Here is a 19314-nt window from a genome sequence, read left to right as displayed (position 1 = left end):
AGAGGTTTGATCACGGTTGGTTAGAGTTTCGCGATGCATTAGATAATCGTTATATCATATCTGCCATTCATGAGTTTGTGCCAAGGTTGCCATGGCTTATCTACGTGAATACCCAAGCTAAGATTCACCTTTGGCTTATGAATAGATTTAAGAAATATTTAAAGAATCGAACGATTTAAGGCCAAGGATATTTACTTTTAAAGTAACACATGCCAAAAATCTAAATTTTTAAAATCATGAAAAATTTAAGCTTCAAAAATGGAGATAAACTGCCAATCTTAGGATTAGGAACTTGGAAAAGTAAGCCTGGAGAAGTTACGCAGGCTGTTTTTTGGGCAATAGAGGCGGGCTACAGACATATAGACTGTGCGGCAATCTATCAGAATGAAAATGAAGTAGGAGAAGGGATTGCTAAAGCGATTGCTGATGGATTGGTATCGCGCGAAGATCTATTTGTGACTTCCAAGCTTTGGAACAATTCACATAAGAAAGAGCAAATTCTTCCGGCATTGAAAAAATCACTTGCTGATTTGAAATTGGATTACGTGGATCTGTATTTGATGCACTGGCCAATTGCTTTAAAGGCTGGTGTGGGATTCCCAAAAGATAGAGAGGACTTTTACACCTATGATGAAGTGTCCATCGGGGAGACTTGGAGAGCTATGCAAGAATTAAAGGAAAAAGGCCTTGCCAAGCATATAGGTGTATCTAATTTCAACCAGAATAAACTGAATGAGCTATTCGAAATAGGCGGTCAAAAACCTGAAATGAATCAAGTGGAAATGCATCCTTATTTGCCTCAGGAAAAGTTGGTGGATTTTTGTAAAGAGAATGGTATGCTGATGACCGCCTATTCACCCTTAGGCTCTCCCGATTCTAGAGCTGAAAAACACAGCGATGATCCAAAGCTGCTCATTGATCCGATTATCCTTGAGATTGCCAATAAACATAATGTATCTGCTGGACAAGTCCTGATCGCCTGGTCAATTGCGAGAGATATTGCTGTGATCCCTAAATCTGTAAATCAAAATAGGATTATTGAGAACTTAGCTTCCTCTAAAATCAAGCTTGATGATCATGATATGATGGAGCTCAGAGATATAGGTATCAGTCACAGGTTTATAGATGGCTCATTATTTACAGGAGATAATAGTCCGTATGAACCATCAGATTTGTTTGACCAATTCTGATTTTCACATAAAATCCAATCAAAAAAGGCTATCAGGTTTCAACCCCAATAGCCTTTTTGTATGTACCCTAGGACCTGTTATTCTTCTACTTCCAATGCTTCCAGAATATCAGCCAGTTCATCGAAGTCTTTCAGGCCAGGCTTGATTTCCTCTCCTCCAGTGAGAGAAATACCATATAGGTTTAGCTCTTCGATTAAAGATTGAACGTTAACGGCTGTAATTCCTACTCCCAAGATAACCCTACAATTCTCGCTTATCAGTTTGATGGCGTTCATATCATCTTCATCCAGTTCTTCGTGAGCAGAGGTGATATGAAAAATTATTCTAGACTCATTTAGCTTCTCAGCTACCGGTATTTCAATGTGACGAACTTCTTCCAAATCCATCTTATATATCAGTCCGTATCCCTTTCCCTCTAGTTCTAATAGCGGCTCTATTCTATCATGCTCTACCCATTTTAGGGAAGGGTAATTTGGCAATGTTTCCAAGAGCTGAAGTGCGTTATAGGTTAAGAATTCGCCTACAAATTCAAGTCCGGAGACCCATCCTGTGATTTCATTAAACTGGGTAGGAGTGATGAATTTTTCAGATTCTTCTTCAAGCGAAAAACCCAACAAATCCACATACATCCCAGCGCAATACCTGGCATCAGAGAGATTGGTAATACCGCTTATTTTTACAAAAGTGCTTAAAGCCATGGTTCAAATTTTGAATCAGCTAAGTTAAACAGGATGATCGGCTTCAAAAAAGTATTTCGAAACTGTATCAACTCATCCTTACCGGATAATTGAGAAAATACTTGTATTTTTAGTCATTCAAAGGCAATATGTACAGAGGGCGATCACTTATTTTATTTATCCTATTTGCACTATCTACTTCTTGTGATCGAGAAATTGAAGAAGGACAAGTGGATTTCGGTTATGATTTTCAGCCTTTGGAAATTGGTTTGTTTTGGATCTATGAAGTGGACCAAACCACCTATTTTGGAGAAAATGATGCTGAGCAAGAGCTGTTTTTTTACAAAGACCGTATAAGAACTTTCTATACAAATGCAGAAGGCGAGCAGGTTTTTATAGTACAGCGTTCCAAATCTTCAGATCAGACTGACTGGAATAACACAATAGAATATACTCTTCTAAAGCGCAATCGTTCACTTGTGAGAACCATTGAAAATCAAGCCTTAGTGACCTTGGTTTTTCCTGCAATAGATGGGGAAATCTGGGATGGAAATGCTTATAGAGGTGAACCGGAAGACGATTTTGAATTAATCAAATCTGGAAATTCAATTCGTATCAATCAGGAGGAAAGTGATGATGAGGTGACCTATAGAGATGTTCGATATGAAGTATATGAGTTGGGAGTTGGTTTGGTAGAAAAATACGATGAAGTTTTGACTTATTGTTCAAGAAATGATTGCCTTGGTGATATGCTGATAGATTCAGGTTTTAAGGTTCACATGAAGTTGACAGACTATGGGAAGGATTAAGCTTCTAGCTAGCTTATTTATTGGACTGGCTTTCTCAGCTAATGTGGCCGCACAAGATCGTTATGCTGTGTTTTATAAATATAAGCCTCAAGAAAGTTTATCGCTTGATCAACCGACTGAATTTCTAAGTCAAAAAGCATTGGATCGTAGAACCAGAGAAGGGGTGACACCTGATAGTTTAGATCTACCTGTTTCACAGAAATATGTGGATGTGGTCTATGAGAAGTCGGATTATCTATTGTATTCCAGCAAATGGTTTAACGCTACGTTACTTGTAACTGACGATGCTCACGTCAAAGAATTAGAAGCTTTACCATTTGTAGATAGAGTAGAGCTTGTTGGTAGAAGCTTTATCCCAAGTCCCAATGCCAGAAATGGCAGAAGGCGATACTCCTCATTTTCAGATAAAATTCATTCTCCTGCTAGTGATATTAAGCGTGTGTTGGCTACCAATGAGGAAACGTACGATTTCCAGAATTCCCTGCTTGGAATTGATAAAATGCATGAAGAAGGGTTTACTGGAAAAGGTGTGACTATAGCAGTTTTTGATGCTGGCTTTCCCGGAGCTGAGATTGCCAGTCCATTGGCTCATCTTCAAACCAATGGACAGATCATCGGGACAAGAGATTTTGTAAGGCCTTGGAATCAAAATGTATATTCAGACAATCAACATGGTACAAATGTGCTTTCACTGATAGCTTCTAATGAGCCAGGAAAAATGTTAGCAGGTGCCCCAGATGCAGATTATATCCTTGCAATGACCGAAGAAATCGCGACAGAATACTGGGTGGAAGAATATAATTGGGTTCGTGCGGCCGAATATGCAGACAGCTTAGGTACCGATATTATCAGCAGTTCCGTTGGATATTGGGATTTTGACGACCCCGCGATGAACTACACTTTAGAGGATTTAGATGGGGAAACCACCATAGTTGCCCGAGGAGCTAGTATTGCTGCCAGTAAGGGAATCCTAGTAGTTAACAGTGCCGGAAATTATGGCCCAGCCGAATCAACACTTACTTCACCATCAGATGCGCAAGGTATCCTTGCTATAGGATCTGTAAATAGAGAATTGGCTGTTTCTGGTTTTAGCTCACGTGGCCCAACTGGAGATGGTAGAATTAAGCCGAATTTAGCTGCATTTGGGGAGGGTACAACATTGATCCGATCAAATGGAGAGGTCGGTTATTCTAATGGAACTTCATTCTCCGCTCCTCAGATTGCGGCATTGGCGGCGGGACTATGGGAAGCCAAACCAGAATGGACAAAAGATAAATTAATAGAAAGCCTATTGAATAGTGGAACCCAAGCAGATGAACCTGATAATTTGTTGGGCTATGGCATTCCCAATTTCTTTGATGCATTCTATGGAGAAATACTAGCTGTGGAAGAAGATGCTGAAGTATTTGCTTGGAAAGTTTTTCCTAATCCTATTTTTGGTGATGAGTTGAATATTTACTTTGGAAATAGCCTTAGTGCAGAATTTTCACTTATTGATTTCAATGGGCGAGCCTTAGAAAATGTAACGCTAACTAGAGCGAATGTCAAAGAACCTTTCCGAATTCATTTGCAAGGAGTGAAGCCAGGCTTTTATGTAATTCAGATGCAGGATCGCTCGCTGAACAAGCATAGCAAATTAATAAGGCAATAAGGATTTGGGGACTGATCAATATTTTAGCTTTTTTACAGAAATAAAAAAAACATGTCTCTATTAATTGCCCCTTCCATACTAGCTGCTGATTTTGCAAATCTCCAAAGAGAAGTAGAAATGCTCAACTCCTCAGCAGCGGATTATATTCATGTGGATATAATGGACGGTGTATTTGTCCCAAATATATCATTTGGTATTCCTGTGACTGAGGCGATCCATCGCTACGCGAAAAAGCCTTTGGACGTACACTTGATGATAGTGAATCCTGATAATTACCTAGAAGCTTTTAGAAATGCGGGCGCGGAAGTGATTTCTGTACATTACGAAGCATGTACTCATTTGCACCGAACCTTACAAGCTATCCACAATCTCGGAGCGAAAGCAGGGGTTGCGATTAATCCCCATACACCTGTAGAGTTACTGTCAGACGTGATTCTGGATATTGATTTGGTATGTATGATGTCAGTGAATCCAGGTTTTGGAGGACAGAAATTTATAGAAAATACTTATTCCAAGGTGTCACGTTTAAAGGATTTGATTCTTGCTAAGGGAGCTAAAACAAAAATTGAAATTGATGGTGGAGTTAATCTTGAAAATGCGCCAAAACTCATGGCTGCGGGGGCGGATGTATTTGTTGCTGGGAGTTTTGTATTCAATTCATCAAATCCTGTTCAAACGATCAGTCAATTGAAGTCCATATCGTTGGTCTGACTTTGAGGGATACCATTTATCATAAAAAACCTTAAAAAGCTTTACAATTCTTTGAATTTTTGGCTTTTGGTTTTTTTATTGAGGGTTATACAGAAATTAAAATAAAAATTTATGAAAAAAGTACTGTTGTTTGGAGCGCTTTTCGCGTGTATTGTAATGTCAGGATTTGCGCAGGAAGCGACGGAAGAAGTAACCACTGAGGAGCTTACCAAGTTTGCGAATATGGAAGTTGAGTTTGAAAATTTCCTTAATTCCAGAACAGAAAAAATGAAATCAATGATTCTGGATAATGAGATCTTTCAGGGTGGTGCGCGCTACAATGAAATAAAGGCAGCATGGGGTGATGAAGCGAAAATGACCGAAGCTAAAGTAACGCCTGAGGAAATTGCAGCTTATGAAGAAGTTCAGGCTTTCCAAGATTCTCAACAAGACGTGCTGAAAGAATATAAAACCGATCTCATTATGAACGATTCTATTCTTGGAGCTTCCACTTATAACAAAGTAAATGGTGCCACTAAAGAAGATCCAGCATTGAAAGAAAAACTTGATTCCTTGATAGCTGAGCTAAAAGCAAAACAAGCGGCTGAAAATGCAGATACTACAAAAGTAATAGACGGAAAATAAGATTTTATTCAAGTTAATATGAAGATGCTTCCCAATCGGGAGGCATTTTTTTTTAATTTCACACCAAGAGTTCCAAGCCTTCGTTTAGATAAGTATGAATTTTAAAAAGCTCCCCCTCTCTATTATTCTTTGTTTCGTAATGTCAGCTGTGTTTGCTCAGGGAGAAGACATATTCGGGATTTCCGACAAAGCCAAAAAACCCAAGAGTGAGTCAGGATTGGGTAATGTGACCCGGAACGTGCTGGAAATGTTCAGTGTAGAGCTTTCAGGTGGAGGTTCCTATCAGCAATTTGGAACTAGCTTTTATTCTGCAAATCCTAGCCTTTATCCCTTCTCACGCTTCCAAAACCTTGACGGAGATCCTTTGGATATTTCTGAAGAAAATCCACTGGAAATGAAAGGTGGGGACTGGGTGTTTCCAAACTGGAATGGAGGAGTAAGAATCAATTTTTTCAATCTAATCACTATTGGTGGTGGTTTTGGTCAGGAATGGGGTAATCTAGCTCCTATGCAAGGCGGAGATCACCAGTTTGATTTCGAAGGAGCTACTTATCAAGTGGATAAACTTTACGGTACGGTTGGTTTGGTGCTTTACGATGCTAATAGAAGACGCTCATTTCTCAACTGGAGATATAGAAATTATTCTTCTTCTAATCTTTACATGCAGTCAGAATTAAGACAGCGAGCTCGTCAGAATTATCCTTGGCGATTTATTTTTGAAGCGGAGTTTGGTAAACTGAATCTTAAAAAGGCTTATGACGCAGCCCTAGATGATGGACCAGATCCCTATGTGCCAAGACTAGCTGTGTCTGATAAAAATTATTACGGTTTAGGTTTGAGAATAGAGCGTGATTTCTCTGATTACACCAAGATGTTTGTCAAAGGAGGAGCTGATTTCCGTAGTTTCACCTATGCGGCTTCTGATTTTTCTGAATTTCAGGAGCTGGATCAAAAAGTATATGCTATGCAAGTGGGGCTTGCTGTTCGGTTTCCTGGAACAAAGCGTTGCAAAATCGTTGGATGTGGTGTAGTGATGAAGCATATGCACAATGGAATTGAGTATAGAGGAAGCGGGATTTTCAATTTTCAAGACAGGAAGGTAGGGCAGTGGTACTAAAGTCCTGATTATCCTTATTGGTGTTTGTAATCTCTTTTCAAAACCAGTCTGTTTTTACTATCTTGCAGCCTTAATCGACCCCGTGAATAGCATTATATGGCTCAAGGAGAAAACGAGAACATCATACCCATTAATATTGAAGAGGAAATGCGTGGTGCCTACATCGATTATTCGATGTCGGTTATTGTTTCAAGAGCGCTTCCTGATGTCCGTGACGGACTGAAACCAGTACACCGCAGAATCCTTTTTGGGATGCAGGAACTGGGAGTATTACATAACAAACCTTATAAGAAATCTGCCAGAATTGTCGGTGAGGTACTCGGTAAGTATCACCCACATGGTGATTCAGCTGTGTACGAAACGATGGTTCGTATGGCACAACCTTGGTCTTTGCGATATCCTATGGTGGATGGTCAGGGTAACTTCGGTTCTGTGGATGGAGATAATCCCGCAGCGATGCGTTATACCGAAGCCAGACTGAAGCGTATTGCTGAAGAGCTTTTGGTGGATATCAATAAGGAGACAGTTGATTTTCAATTCAACTTTGATGACTCCCTGAAGGAGCCGATTGTTTTGCCTGCTAAAGTTCCCGCGCTGCTATTGAATGGCGCTTCGGGTATCGCAGTAGGTATGGCGACTAATATGGCACCTCACAATTTAGGTGAAGTTATTGACGGGATTGTCGCATACATTGACAATAACGAGATTACCATAGCCGAATTGATGGAGCATATCATTGCACCGGATTTTCCGACTGGAGGTATAATCTACGGATACAATGGAGTGAAAGCTGCCTTTGAAACTGGCCGTGGTAGAGTTGTAATGCGTGGTAAAGCCAATGTAGAGATCAAAGATGGTGGTAGCAAGGAGATGATTATCATCACCGAGATTCCATATATGGTGAACAAGGCCAGCATGGTAGAGAAAACTGCCGCGTTGATCAATGAAAAGAAAATTGATGGAATTTCTGCGATTCGTGATGAGTCTGACCGCTCAGGAATGCGGATTGTTTATGAATTGAAGCGTGACGCAATATCCAGCGTAGTCCTTAATAATCTTTATAAGCATACACAGCTTCAAACTTCATTCTCAGTGAATAATGTTGCCTTAGTGAAAGGCAGACCGCATACGCTGAATCTGAAGGATATGATCGTTCATTATGTCAATCACCGCCATGAGGTAGTGATTCGCAGAACGGAGTATGAATTAAGAGAAGCAGAAAAGAGAGCGCATATCCTACAGGGCTATTTGATCGCATTAGATCATTTAGATGAGGTGATTTCTTTGATTAGAAGTTCTGCTGATCCGGAGACCGCTAGAAATGGTTTGATGGAGAGGTTTGAATTAAGTGAAATTCAGGCAAGAGCTATTCTCGATATGAGATTACAGCGATTGACTGGAATGGAGCGAGACAAGATTATCAAGGAGTACGAAGAAATAATGGCCTTGATCGAGGAACTCAAAGAAATACTTGGCAACGAAGAGAAAAGAATGGAAATCATCAAGGAAGAGCTTTCAGAAATGAGAACTCGCTATGCTGATGACCGCAGAACTGAGATCGAGCATAATGCAGAAGATTTCAGTTATGAAGATATGATTCCAAATGAGGAAGTCATTATCACTGTTTCTCATGAAGGTTATGTGAAGCGCACGGCGCTTACGGAATATAGAACTCAGGGTAGAGGTGGGGTAGGATCGCGTGGTGTAAGTACCAAGCAAGATGATTTCACGGAGTACTTATTTACGGCATCAACGCATAACTACCTATTGATCTTTACTGATAAAGGGAAATTATTCTGGTTGAAAACCTATGCTATTCCAGAAGGATCAAAGACGTCTAAAGGAAGACCAATTCAGAACTTGATAAGCATCGAACAGGATGATAAGATCCGTTCTATCATTCAGGTTGTTGATTTGAATGATCAAGATTACCTTAACAATCACTTCCTAGTGATGGTGACTAAGCAAGGGGTGATCAAGAAGACCACGCTTGAACAATATAGCCGTCCTAGAACCAATGGTATCATTGCATTGAATATCCGTGAGGATGATCAATTAGTCAATGTAGAGATGACTAATGGTAGTCAGCACATTGTGATCGCAGCTAAATCCGGTAGAGCAATTCACTTCAACGAATCAGCAGTAAGACCAATGGGTCGAACAGCTACGGGAGTGAGAGCTATCAGATTAAATGATGATAATGATTATGTGATTGGCATGGTATGTGCATCTGAGGAGAATGCAACGTTACTGGTAGTTTCCGAAAAAGGTTACGGTAAGCGCTCTAGTCTAGACGAATACAGAATCACCAATCGTGGAGGCAAAGGAGTGAAAGCAATGAATGTAACTGAGAAAACCGGTGCACTAGTTGCAATTAAAGAAGTAGTAGAAACAGATGATTTGATGATCATCAACAGATCTGGAATCACCATTCGTATTTCTGTGGATGGACTTCGCGTCATGGGAAGAGCTACTCAAGGAGTAAGATTGATAAAAATCGGAGAAAATGACGAGATTTCCTCTGTTGAAAAAATATCAAAAGAAGAAGTAGAAGCGATCGAAGAAGCAATAGTAGTTTCAGATGAAAATCAAAATCCTGAAATAGCTACTGATGAATCTCCAACGGACGAAACTGACGACTCTTCGGATGAATCAAATGAAATTAACGATTAACCAACCAAACACGAAAAATACGCTAAAATGAAGAAGCTAATTCTATCAATGGCCTTGATCGGTGCAACGACCCTGGCTTTTGGACAAAAAAAAGTGGTTCGTTCTGCAGAGAAGAACTTCAAGTCTGGAGATTTAACCACTGCCTTGGCTGACGTAGAAGCTGCCAGTTCTGATCCAGAAACTGGAAGTGATCCAGCCACTTATCTTTTAAAAGCCCAAATTGAAACCAAGATGTTTGGTTCTGACTCTTCTAATACAGCTTCCACTGTGGAAACAGGGCATGCTGCATTGACTACTTACAACAAAGCTTTTGAAATGGCAGGAAGTAATAAAGAAGATGGTGTAGGCGAGGAGATTTATACTGAGGATATGCCTGGCGTTCCTAATAACCTTAGACCTTATTCTATCTTTACACTGAAGAATCTAGCTTTTGATAAAGCATTAGAAAGGTATAATGCAGAAGATCAAGAAATGGCTTACGAATTCTTTGATTTGGCAGGAGAAATAGACCTTACTGATACTACAGTCCATTACAATGCTGGTTTCATAGCACAAGAATTAGGTAAATTCGATGAAGCAAAGAAGCATTTCGGATACTTGCTTGAAGTAGAAGAGTACAATAAATTGACTGTTTACTACTTAATGGTTCAGATTCTAAGTGGTGAAGATGCAAATCCTGAAGCGGCGTACGATATCATTATGGCAGGTAGAGAAGATTACCCTGATGACAAAATACTTGCTGAATATGAAATCCAATTGTTACTTCAATTGAACAAAATGGATGAGGCGATGGCATCTATCCAGGAAGCTTTAAAAAATGACCCCAATAATGCTGGAATCCTATTGAGATCAGGCTACCTCAAGGAGCAAGCTGGCGATATAGATGGTGCTTTAGAAGACTACAAAAAGTCTGTTGTTGCTGATCCTGAATTCTACGATGGTAACTACTATACAGGAGCACTTCTATTGGAGAAATCCAGAGAAATCGTTGTTGAACTAGGTGCTCTGTCGGACGAAGAGTGGGAAGCTAAATCACAATCAATGACGGAAGAGTCAAATGGCTACTATAAACAAGCCATACCTTACTTTGAAAAAGCATTAGAAATCAGACCTGAAAACACTGATATTATGGCAATTCTTTATCAAGTACATACTAGATTGAAAAATGCTGAGGAAGCAGGAAAGTATAATAAAATGTTAATCGAATTAAAAGGTGCTAACTGGCTCGAATCGGATAATTAATAGGCCAAATATATAGATGGAGCCTCTGAATTCAATTCAGAGGCTCTTTTTTTATAATTTTTCTACCTATTCCAAGAATGTCACATCAAATATCCAGGCGTAATAGAATTTCAAAACCGATAGTCTGGTTTTTACAATATTTTTATCTTTGCCTTCGGAAATTCCTAGTGGTGATGCGATTGAAAATAGTGCCGATTTTAGCTTTTATATTTTTTGTACTACTATCTTATCAAGTAGAGGCACAATCTAAAAAATTCATTGAGGTGTCTTACGATCAAGGCCCTGTTATTGGAAACAATAAGGATTGGGCTAATGAACTTATTGACATCATAGACTATAGCGGAGTCGATGTTAGATTTGGCTGGAGAAGCAGCAAAAACACCTACTACAATTATCTCAATAGATATCCGAGTTACGGATTAGGCTTTACTACTGCCGTTAATTATTACGAAGAAATTGGAAGGCCCATGGGAATCTACGGATTTGGGGAGTTTCCTTTTGGTAAGATTAATTTTGATAGGAAACTCAATTTCAGCTATTATGCTCAAATCGGAGTTGGTTTCAATATGAACCCTTACGATGCAGAAACCAATCCACTTAATGGATTTGTGGGTACTGCAGTCAATGCACACATTCATTTCGGAGTGAAAGCAGCTTATCAAATTTCAAAGTCAATAGGAGTATTCACTTCAATAGGTACCAAACATTATTCCAATGGCTCCATCAAAAAGCCCAATTCAGGAATCAATTTTATCCCTTTAGCTATTGGTCTTCGAATGAACCTTGATAAGGAGAAATTCAATCCTGGGGCTAAACCAGATTCCCCACCTTTAGAGAAAAGAGGCTTTTGGAACATTGCAGCTTACACTGGACTTAAAAGCTATGATATAGACGAAAAAACCTATTTCAGGGGAGGGTTAGGCGTTAATTATCTCTGGGAGATTTCTCATAAATACAGGGGTGGGCTAGGTGTAGATTGGTATTATGGAGCAGGAGCTAAAGATCGATATCCTGACGAAAATATAACTTTTACAGATGTCAATTCTTTTGCAGTGGTGGGCTCATGGGAATGGAAATTGACCGAAAAATTATATATGCCCATAGCATTCGGAGTTTACCTGAGTAAAGCCGATTATAATCAGGAAACCTCTAGTTTCTATGAACGAATTGGTGTTCGCTATAGCATGAACAATAATGTGTTTGTGGGGGTGCAGATTAAAGCGCACAAGGCAAAGGCTGACATTTTTGAGTTTACTTTAGGATACACCATTCCAGGCAAAGTGAGAAAAATCGTTAATCCTTAACCAGTTCTTCTTCCTTTAATCACAAATTGTTTTTATTTCTATTGGGCTTATTCTAGCTTGTAGGCATAAATTACCCCCATTTATGACCAAGCTTATTCTGCTCAGATGTTTAGCATTTCTTTTCCTTATGCTAAACAGTTTGATTTGTGTCTCACAATCACTCTCTTCCTCCGAGATATATCATCAGCTACTTCAGATTAAGGAAACCAAAAGAGTCCTTTACATAGCTGCGCATCCTGATGATGAAAATACGCAGCTAATTGCAGCTCTTGGCAATGGTGAGCATATGCAAGTGGCTTACTTGAGTCTAACACGTGGTGATGGAGGTCAGAATTTAATAGGAAAGGAACTAGGTATTGAACTTGGTCAGATCCGAACGCAGGAATTGCTTCGCGCTCGTGAGACCGACGGTGGAAGACAGTTTTTTACCCGAGCAATGGACTTTGGCTATTCTAAGAATCCCGATGAAACCCTGCAAAATTGGGATAAGCAAAAGGTTCTTTCTGATGTGGTATGGGTGGTAAGAAATTTTAGGCCAGATATAATCATTACTCGATTCAATACTATACCTGGAGGCAATCATGGACATCATACCACATCAGCGATTTTGGCTGAGGAAGCATTTGACTTGGCTGCGGATCCAAAAGTATTTCCTGAACAATTGAAATACGTACAGACTTGGCAGACTAGGAGAATCTTTTGGAACTCATACAATTTCGGAGGTGAATTCAAGCCATTGGAAGATGAAAAGTATGCTGTGATTCAAACAGGAGATTTCAATAGTTTGCTAGGGCAGTCTTACAGCCAAATAGCCGCCAATAGCCGTACCATGCATAAATCACAGGGTTTTGGGGCAACAGCTAGAACAGGAGCCACTGAAGATCATTTGCAATTTATCAAAGGAGAGCCTTTTGAAAATTCAGCTTTTGAGGGAATACCTGATCGCTGGGTGGAAGTAGAGGGTGGAAAGGAAATAGAGGCTATGCTTCAAAGTGCCATTGAGAAATTCAACTTTAAAGATCCTGTCATCAACCTAAAGTCGTTGATGCAAATTCGAGATAAACTTATGGAGCATGGCTCAAAAACTTCCTGGATTCGTGAAAAAGCCCAGAAGATGGACCAACTGATCTTTAAACTATTGGGACTGAAAATGGAGTTTGTTACTAGTCAAGAGCTAGGTTATGCAGGTGAAGAGATCAAAGCAAATCTTGTGGTCAATAATCCATCTGCTGTTATGCTTACGGACATTTCATTGCAGCTTTATGATACTTACTATTCTCTGGAGAAAAAGGTAGTTGCCAATAACGAGCCAGAACAGATTCCTGTCGAATTCCAGATCGCTGAAACTACCCCCTTGTCACAACCCTATTGGCTCGTAAACCCGGTAATGGGTGCCCTTTACGATGTGAGGGATCAGCAAATGATAGGCAGGCCATTCAATGACATGAAAGTTGGGGGTGACTTGACTTTTAAAATCAACGGAAAGGAATTCAAAACGACAATTCCTCTAGAATATAAATACAATGATCAGGTGGATGGCGAAGTAAAGCAGCCATTTACGATTGTGCCAGAAATTGACTTGAAAGTATCGGATCAAAATGTGTTTTTGATTTCAGGAGTAAACCCAGTTGTCACAGTCACTGTCAATTTCAATGGTGAATTGAAAGACGGCGAGTTGTCATTTAGAAATCTTCAAAAGTCTGAATTTGAAATTTTGGGTGTAGAAGAAAATAGTAGTCAAAAGAAAAAAACTTACAGCGTTTCTTTCAAATTGGATAAGAATGAAAAGAGAGAAGCGGTTGCACAATTTGCCACTTCAGACGGAGAAACTTTTGATCAAGTGACTCATAGAATACCCTATAAGCATATTCCGAACTTGACTTATTTTTCTCCGGCAGCCATGAATTTGATCCAAGAAGACTGGAAGGTGTCTGGAGCTAAAATCGGATATATCATGGGAGCAGGGGATGATGTGCCAGCTGTACTTTCATCTCTAGGTTACCAAGTGACCGAACTCACTGATTATTCTTTGACAAACCTGTCTCAATACAAAAGCATCGTAGTGGGAATCAGGGCATACAATACCAATTTTGATCTTGCCGCCAACCAACAAAACTTAATGGCGTATGTAGAAAACGGAGGTACTGTGGTCGTGCAATACAACGTGAGCAGACCGCTTCTTATCGACAATCTTGGACCCTATCCTTTTGCTATTAGTAGAGACCGAGTGACTGTGGAAGATTCCCCATTTACAGCCGATTGGAACCATCCGATTTTGGCAGGGCCAAATAAGATAACAACAGCCGATTTTGATGGTTGGATTCAGGAAAGAGGATTGTATTTTGAGTCTGATATTGCTCCAGAATACTCTACCCCTATTACTTTCCAAGACCCGAATGAAGATCCGCTTAATGGATCGTTGATCTATGCGAAATATGGTAAAGGAACATACATTTATACAGGTATATCATTCTTTAGAGAGCTACCTGCTGGTGTTCCTGGAGCTACTAAATTATTCATCAACTTGATCGAGCAATAGTTTTGGAAGAAAAACCTATACGTTGGAAATACCTTTATGCAGGATTGATTGTATGTCTATTTTTGCTAATAGCCTTATTTTACTGGCTTAAAGTAGCATACGCATGAGTACTTTAGATTGGGTAGTTCTCTTTGGCACTTTGGCGCTCATAGCGACTTACGGAATTTATAAAACTTACGGGCCAAAGAGTCTGGATTCCTATCTGCGCGGCAAAAATTCAATGAACTGGTGGTCCATAGGATTGTCTATAATGGCAACTCAAGCTTCAGCTATCACTTTCTTGAGCACGCCAGGGCAGGCTTATGAGGATGGGATGGGGTTCATTCAGTTTTACTTTGGATTGCCGCTGGCGATGATTGTTATCTCAGTGGTTTTTATTCCGATTTATTACCGGCTGAAAGTTTACACAGCCTACGAGTTTTTAGAAAATCGCTTTGATCTAAAAACAAGAACACTTGCTGCGCTGCTTTTTATTTTACAGAGAGGTTTGGCCGCTGGGATCACCATCTATGCCCCGGCAATTATTCTATCCACACTTCTTGGCTGGAATCTGACATTTACAAATATTCTGATTGGGTCGGTGGTTATTCTCTATACCGTCTCCGGAGGGACGGAAGCTGTGTCTATCACTCAAAAGCAGCAAATGGCTGTGATGATGGGAGGGATGATTTTGGCAGGAATTATTGTTATTCAAATGCTTCCTATTTCCTTTCAAGAAGCCATGCATGTCGCAGGTAAGATGGATAAACTGGAAATGATCAACTTTGAATTTGATGTTTCAGATCGATACAATATATGGTCAGGAATGACAGCAGCCGTATTTCTTTTCCTTTCATATTTTGGTACGGATCAAAGTCAGGTGCAGCGCTACCTTTCTGGTCAGACACTATCCCAAAGCCGGATGGGATTGATCATGAATGGTTTTTTGAAGATTCCAATGCAGTTTATTATTCTCTTCATTGGTGTGATGGTTTTTGTGTTTTACCAATTTTTCCTACCACCGGTAGTTTTCAACAAAGTACAAACCGACAAACTTCGCCAGAGCGAATATGCAGGTGAGTTTGAAGGATTGGAAGCGGAATACGCAGAGAATTTTGAGCTAAGTAAAACTTCCTATCTGGAAATGCTCGATGCAATAGATCAGGAAGATCAAGGCCGGGAAACTGAAATTCGTGAGAAGCTATCTAGCTTAAAAATTGAGCAGAAAGCTATTCGGGAAGAGGTAAAAGAATTAATTGTAACCAATGATCCGGTGGCAGAGACTAGGGATACGGATTATGTATTTATGCGATTTGTGATGGATCATCTTCCGAAGGGTATTATAGGATTGCTCTTCGCAGTGATCTTCTCAGCGGCCATGTCATCTACAGCTTCTGAATTGAATGCATTAGGGTCTACCACCACCGTTGATTTGTATAAGCGTTCGATCAAGAAAGAAGCTAGCGACAAGCATTACCTGAGATCATCCAAGTTGTTTACAGCTTTTTGGGGTCTAGGAGCAATTCTTTTTGCTACGTATGCCTCATTATTTGAAAATTTGATTCAGGCAGTTAATTTGTTGGGTTCGCTATTTTACGGTACTATTCTTGGGATATTCTTAGTGGCTTTCTTTATGAAGTGGGTAAAAGGCCAAGCAGTTTTTATAGGTGCATTGTTGTCCCAGGCGCTGGTTTTATTTGTGCATTTCAACAATGGAGATGTAATGGATGGCAATCTTTGGGATATAGGGTTCTTATGGTATAATCCTATCGGATGCTTAGCCGTAATGCTTTTTGCTGCTTTGATTCAGTTGGTGATTCCACCTAAAAATTCCTAGTCAATCCTAAACAAGAGAAGCCTCCCAAATCAGGAGGCTTCTCTTATTATATTTCTACTTTCAGTTTGTTGCAAATTTTTGAAATTCAAAATTATTATTTCAAGGACTTGATTAGTCTTTCATTTAATCCCACATAATCTGGATTTCCAGCTTCCTCAGCCAAGTCAATTGCCTCTTCAGCAGTTTCTACTGCCTCGGTCTTTTTGCCTAATGCTGCAGCTATCTTTGCCTTGAGGTGCATTGTCCAATATTTTGGATCTTCTTCCACAGACTCGTTTATCCAGTTATAAGCTTGGTTTAGATCCTTGCTATTTGTGTAATAATAGCTTGCTGCAGAATATAGTAAGCTTGGATCTGCACTGTCACCATCGATAACGTATTCTTTTATCTGAGCCATTACCAACGGATCTACTTCAGTTTCTATTCTAAAATCAACTTTTGTTTTTTCCCATTTCAATGAAATGTCAGAACCTGTATCCGTCATATTAGCAAAGCTGATTTCAAAAGTTTCGCTCTTCTTGCTAAGTTTTGCCGGCTGTACTTTAAATCGTAGTATATCTTCGCTTTGATCGTAACCGATAGCTCCCCAAAGCTTGGTATTTTTGGATAGGATCATTGTCCATTCGGATTTACCTGGAATAGCGTAAAGAGCATATTGACCGGCAGGAATAGTCTTGCCATCGATCAGTACATCTGTAGAAAAAGAAAGAACGGTAGCTCCATTTGCACCAGTTCTCCATACTTGTCCGTAAGGAACCAGTTCTCCAAAAATCTTTCTGTCCTTGGTGCTTGGTCTGCTGTAATCTACAGTAACATCTGTTAAACCTACTTTCTGGGCGATCCTAGCCGATGGAGATGCCTGAGGCATTTGAATCTGTTGTGCAATAGAAATTATGCTACACAGCAAAAAGGCTAAAGTGAAGGCAATTTTTTGTTTCATTGAAATTGAAGTTATAATTTGGATTATAGATACTTAAGCGTAAAATTTAATAGCATGTTTCGAAAAGAGCTGCAATTTGATGCTTTTTAAGGCAATATTGTAAAGTGCAATGCTCATTTTTTTTCATGGAGTAGAACGTTTCTTGTTGTTTTTCATCCTCAATCAATATCTACCGTATAGAACTTTATGAGTTTAGCTATTATTTGTCCCGGCAAGAAACCGGACGTTTGGATTAAAGAATTTAAGGCTCTGGCTCCTGAGCTTACTATTGAAGTATACCCTGAGATAACAGAGCCAGAAAAAGTAGAGTTTGTCTTTTTATGGCAACATCCGGAAGGAATTCTTTCAGACTTCCCAAATCTAAAATTAATTAGTTCAATGGGTGCAGGAGTTGATCATATTTTGCGGGATAAGTCGATTCCTTCATCCATACCAATCGTGAGAATAGTGGATGAAAAGCTCACTTTTTCCATGACCAATTATGTAGTGATGGCAGTGTTGAATTTTCATAGACAAACACCTCGATATCAAGTAAACCAAACTCGCAAAATCTGGGACATGAGTAGTCCAGAATTGGATGTAACAGTGGGAGTGATGGGGGTAGGTGCTTTGGGAAAAGATGTGATGGACAAGTTAAATTACCTAGGGTTTCCTGTGGTTGGTTTTGGCTTTTCAGAAAAACAAGATTTTGAATACCCATATTATACTAAGGACAAATTAGAAGAGTTTCTAAAGGAGGTGAATGTTTTAATCTGCTTACTTCCACTTACTCCTGACACAGAAAATATTTTAAATACTGAACTGTTTGAAAAATGTAATATTAATACCTATCTCATCAATGTCGCTAGGGGCAAGCATTTGGTAGAAGATGATTTGAGTAAGGCTTTGGAAAATGGTCAACTTTCCGGAGCTATGCTGGATGTATACAGGGAAGAGCCTTTGCCGAAAGACCATCCTTTTTGGGAGAATGGGGAAATAACAATGACCCCCCACATAGCTAGTGTGACGAATCCTCAAGCTGCAGCTCCACAAGTAATAGAAAATATCAAGCGGATTCGGGAAAACAGAGAATTGATTAACGTTGTAAATCGAACAAGAGGTTACTGATGCCATATAATATGGAACAAACTTTTAAAATATTGTGCCCTACTGATTTTTCTGAATGCTCATTGAATGCAATAGAGTATGCAACTAGATTGGGCGAAAAGTATAAGGCGGATCTTATTCTGTTTCATGTGCTCAATCGAGAGGATTATGAAAAACTGTCTCCCAGAGATACCAGCGGAAAGTATCAAATGGACTTTGTGCTTGAAAAGCTTCAAAATTTGCAAAGTGCTGTTAGCAAGGAAGGAATAAAGAATGGGTTGATTAGTTGTACTTCTACCGTGAGAGAAGGGGGTATCGTGAAAGAGACATTAGGATTCGCTTCTGAAATCGGTGCAGGTCTGATAGTAGTAGGAACTGAGGGAGTAAATGATTTCCGGGAAAATATTATAGGTTCTCGTGCCAGTAGAATTGTTGAGCAGTCAGATCGGGATATTTTTGTCGTACCCCGAAAAGTTTATTTCAAAGCACCCCGTAAGCTTGTCTATGCAAGTGATTACTTAGAAGAGGATAAAATTGCTATTCAGAAAATAGTGGAAATAGCTAAGTTTTTTGATTCTGAAATTGATGTCGTTCATGTAAGTAATACGCACAAGGCCTTGGATAAATCATTGCACATGACTATGATAGAGGAGATAGAGCCTTTCATTAAATATGATAAAGTAAATTTTGTACTGAAATCCTTCCGTGATGATATTGCGCTAGGGCTGGAGAATTATTTACAGACAGCCAAGGGTGATATCTTAGTTACTCTTAGTGAAAAGAAATCCTTCTTTGATCAAATTTTCTCGAAAAGTCTCTCAAAAAAAATGACCTATTTTATCAATAAGCCACTTTGGGTAATTAAATCGTTTTGATTATTTCATTCTAACCTCGAACACAAAGGTCACGGGTTTGCTTACTTGGTGCAAGTCTCC

At 39.5% G+C, this 19314-nt stretch carries 15 protein-coding genes; 13 read left to right on the top strand and 2 right to left on the bottom strand.

Features of this window, described 5'->3' with window-relative positions; all coding sequences use genetic code 11:
* Window positions 1-236: 236 nt before the first annotated feature.
* The gene (locus tag SYJ56_RS08855) at window positions 237-1190 is read left to right on the top strand and encodes an aldo/keto reductase (protein WP_323833558.1); all 954 of its coding nucleotides are present in this window, start codon (window positions 237-239) and stop codon (window positions 1188-1190) included.
* Between the two features lie 77 nt (window positions 1191-1267).
* Here SYJ56_RS08855 and SYJ56_RS08850 read toward each other — a convergent pair whose 3' ends face one another.
* Window positions 1268-1888: a beta/alpha barrel domain-containing protein gene (locus SYJ56_RS08850; protein WP_323833556.1), complete on the bottom strand. Its 621-nt coding sequence runs from the start codon at window positions 1886-1888 to the stop codon at window positions 1268-1270.
* 128 nt (window positions 1889-2016) lie between these two features.
* On the opposite strand from SYJ56_RS08850, the gene SYJ56_RS08845 reads away from it, so the two are divergent.
* From SYJ56_RS08845 to SYJ56_RS08800, 10 genes are all read left to right on the top strand, one after another.
* Window positions 2017-2676 (top strand): hypothetical protein, encoded by a 660-nt coding sequence (locus SYJ56_RS08845; protein WP_323833554.1) that lies wholly within the window; start codon window positions 2017-2019, stop codon window positions 2674-2676.
* Window positions 2663-4327 carry a S8 family serine peptidase gene (locus tag SYJ56_RS08840; RefSeq protein ID WP_323833552.1) on the top strand — a complete coding sequence of 555 codons (1665 nt, stop codon included), beginning with the start codon at window positions 2663-2665 and terminating at the stop codon, window positions 4325-4327. Before SYJ56_RS08845 ends, SYJ56_RS08840 begins: the two co-directional genes overlap by 14 nt.
* A 51-nt stretch (window positions 4328-4378) precedes the next feature.
* Window positions 4379-5038 carry a ribulose-phosphate 3-epimerase gene (gene rpe / locus SYJ56_RS08835; RefSeq protein ID WP_323833550.1) on the top strand — a complete coding sequence of 220 codons (660 nt, stop codon included), beginning with the start codon at window positions 4379-4381 and terminating at the stop codon, window positions 5036-5038.
* Between the two features lie 111 nt (window positions 5039-5149).
* Complete coding sequence (locus SYJ56_RS08830; protein ID WP_323833548.1) at window positions 5150-5662, top strand: hypothetical protein; 513 nt, start codon at window positions 5150-5152, stop codon at window positions 5660-5662.
* 139 nt (window positions 5663-5801) lie between these two features.
* Entirely contained in the window at window positions 5802-6779 is a 978-nt protein-coding gene (locus tag SYJ56_RS08825) for a hypothetical protein (protein WP_323833546.1), read from the top strand.
* 96 nt (window positions 6780-6875) lie between these two features.
* Window positions 6876-9452, top strand: coding sequence for a DNA gyrase subunit A (gene gyrA, locus SYJ56_RS08820; protein ID WP_323833544.1), 2577 nt, complete (start codon window positions 6876-6878; stop codon window positions 9450-9452).
* 27 nt (window positions 9453-9479) lie between these two features.
* On the top strand, window positions 9480-10694 hold the full coding sequence (locus tag SYJ56_RS08815) for a tetratricopeptide repeat protein (protein WP_323833542.1): 1215 nt from the start codon (window positions 9480-9482) through the stop codon (window positions 10692-10694).
* 173 nt (window positions 10695-10867) lie between these two features.
* Window positions 10868-11998 (top strand): acyloxyacyl hydrolase, encoded by a 1131-nt coding sequence (locus tag SYJ56_RS08810; protein WP_323833540.1) that lies wholly within the window; start codon window positions 10868-10870, stop codon window positions 11996-11998.
* A gap of 82 nt (window positions 11999-12080) precedes the next feature.
* Complete coding sequence (locus tag SYJ56_RS08805; RefSeq protein ID WP_323833538.1) at window positions 12081-14537, top strand: PIG-L family deacetylase; 2457 nt, start codon at window positions 12081-12083, stop codon at window positions 14535-14537.
* A 103-nt stretch (window positions 14538-14640) separates the two neighbouring features.
* Complete coding sequence (locus tag SYJ56_RS08800) at window positions 14641-16353, top strand: sodium:solute symporter family protein (RefSeq protein WP_323833536.1); 1713 nt, start codon at window positions 14641-14643, stop codon at window positions 16351-16353.
* A gap of 94 nt (window positions 16354-16447) precedes the next feature.
* Here SYJ56_RS08800 and SYJ56_RS08795 read toward each other — a convergent pair whose 3' ends face one another.
* Window positions 16448-17293, bottom strand: coding sequence for a DUF2911 domain-containing protein (locus SYJ56_RS08795; RefSeq protein WP_323833535.1), 846 nt, complete (start codon window positions 17291-17293; stop codon window positions 16448-16450).
* Window positions 17294-17479: 186 nt separating this feature from the next.
* Here SYJ56_RS08795 and SYJ56_RS08790 point away from each other — a divergent pair, with 186 nt between their 5' ends.
* Complete coding sequence (locus tag SYJ56_RS08790; RefSeq protein ID WP_323833533.1) at window positions 17480-18400, top strand: 2-hydroxyacid dehydrogenase; 921 nt, start codon at window positions 17480-17482, stop codon at window positions 18398-18400.
* A gap of 11 nt (window positions 18401-18411) precedes the next feature.
* The gene (locus SYJ56_RS08785) at window positions 18412-19254 is read left to right on the top strand and encodes a universal stress protein (protein ID WP_323833531.1); all 843 of its coding nucleotides are present in this window, start codon (window positions 18412-18414) and stop codon (window positions 19252-19254) included.
* The last annotated feature ends 60 nt before the right edge of the window (window positions 19255-19314 follow it).

The sequence above is a fragment of the Algoriphagus aurantiacus genome, assembly GCF_035156405.1.
GTDB classification, from domain to species: domain Bacteria; phylum Bacteroidota; class Bacteroidia; order Cytophagales; family Cyclobacteriaceae; genus Algoriphagus; species Algoriphagus aurantiacus.
The sequence above is the reverse complement of the archived record's forward strand: the minus strand, read 5'-3'. Positions and strand labels throughout refer to the sequence as shown.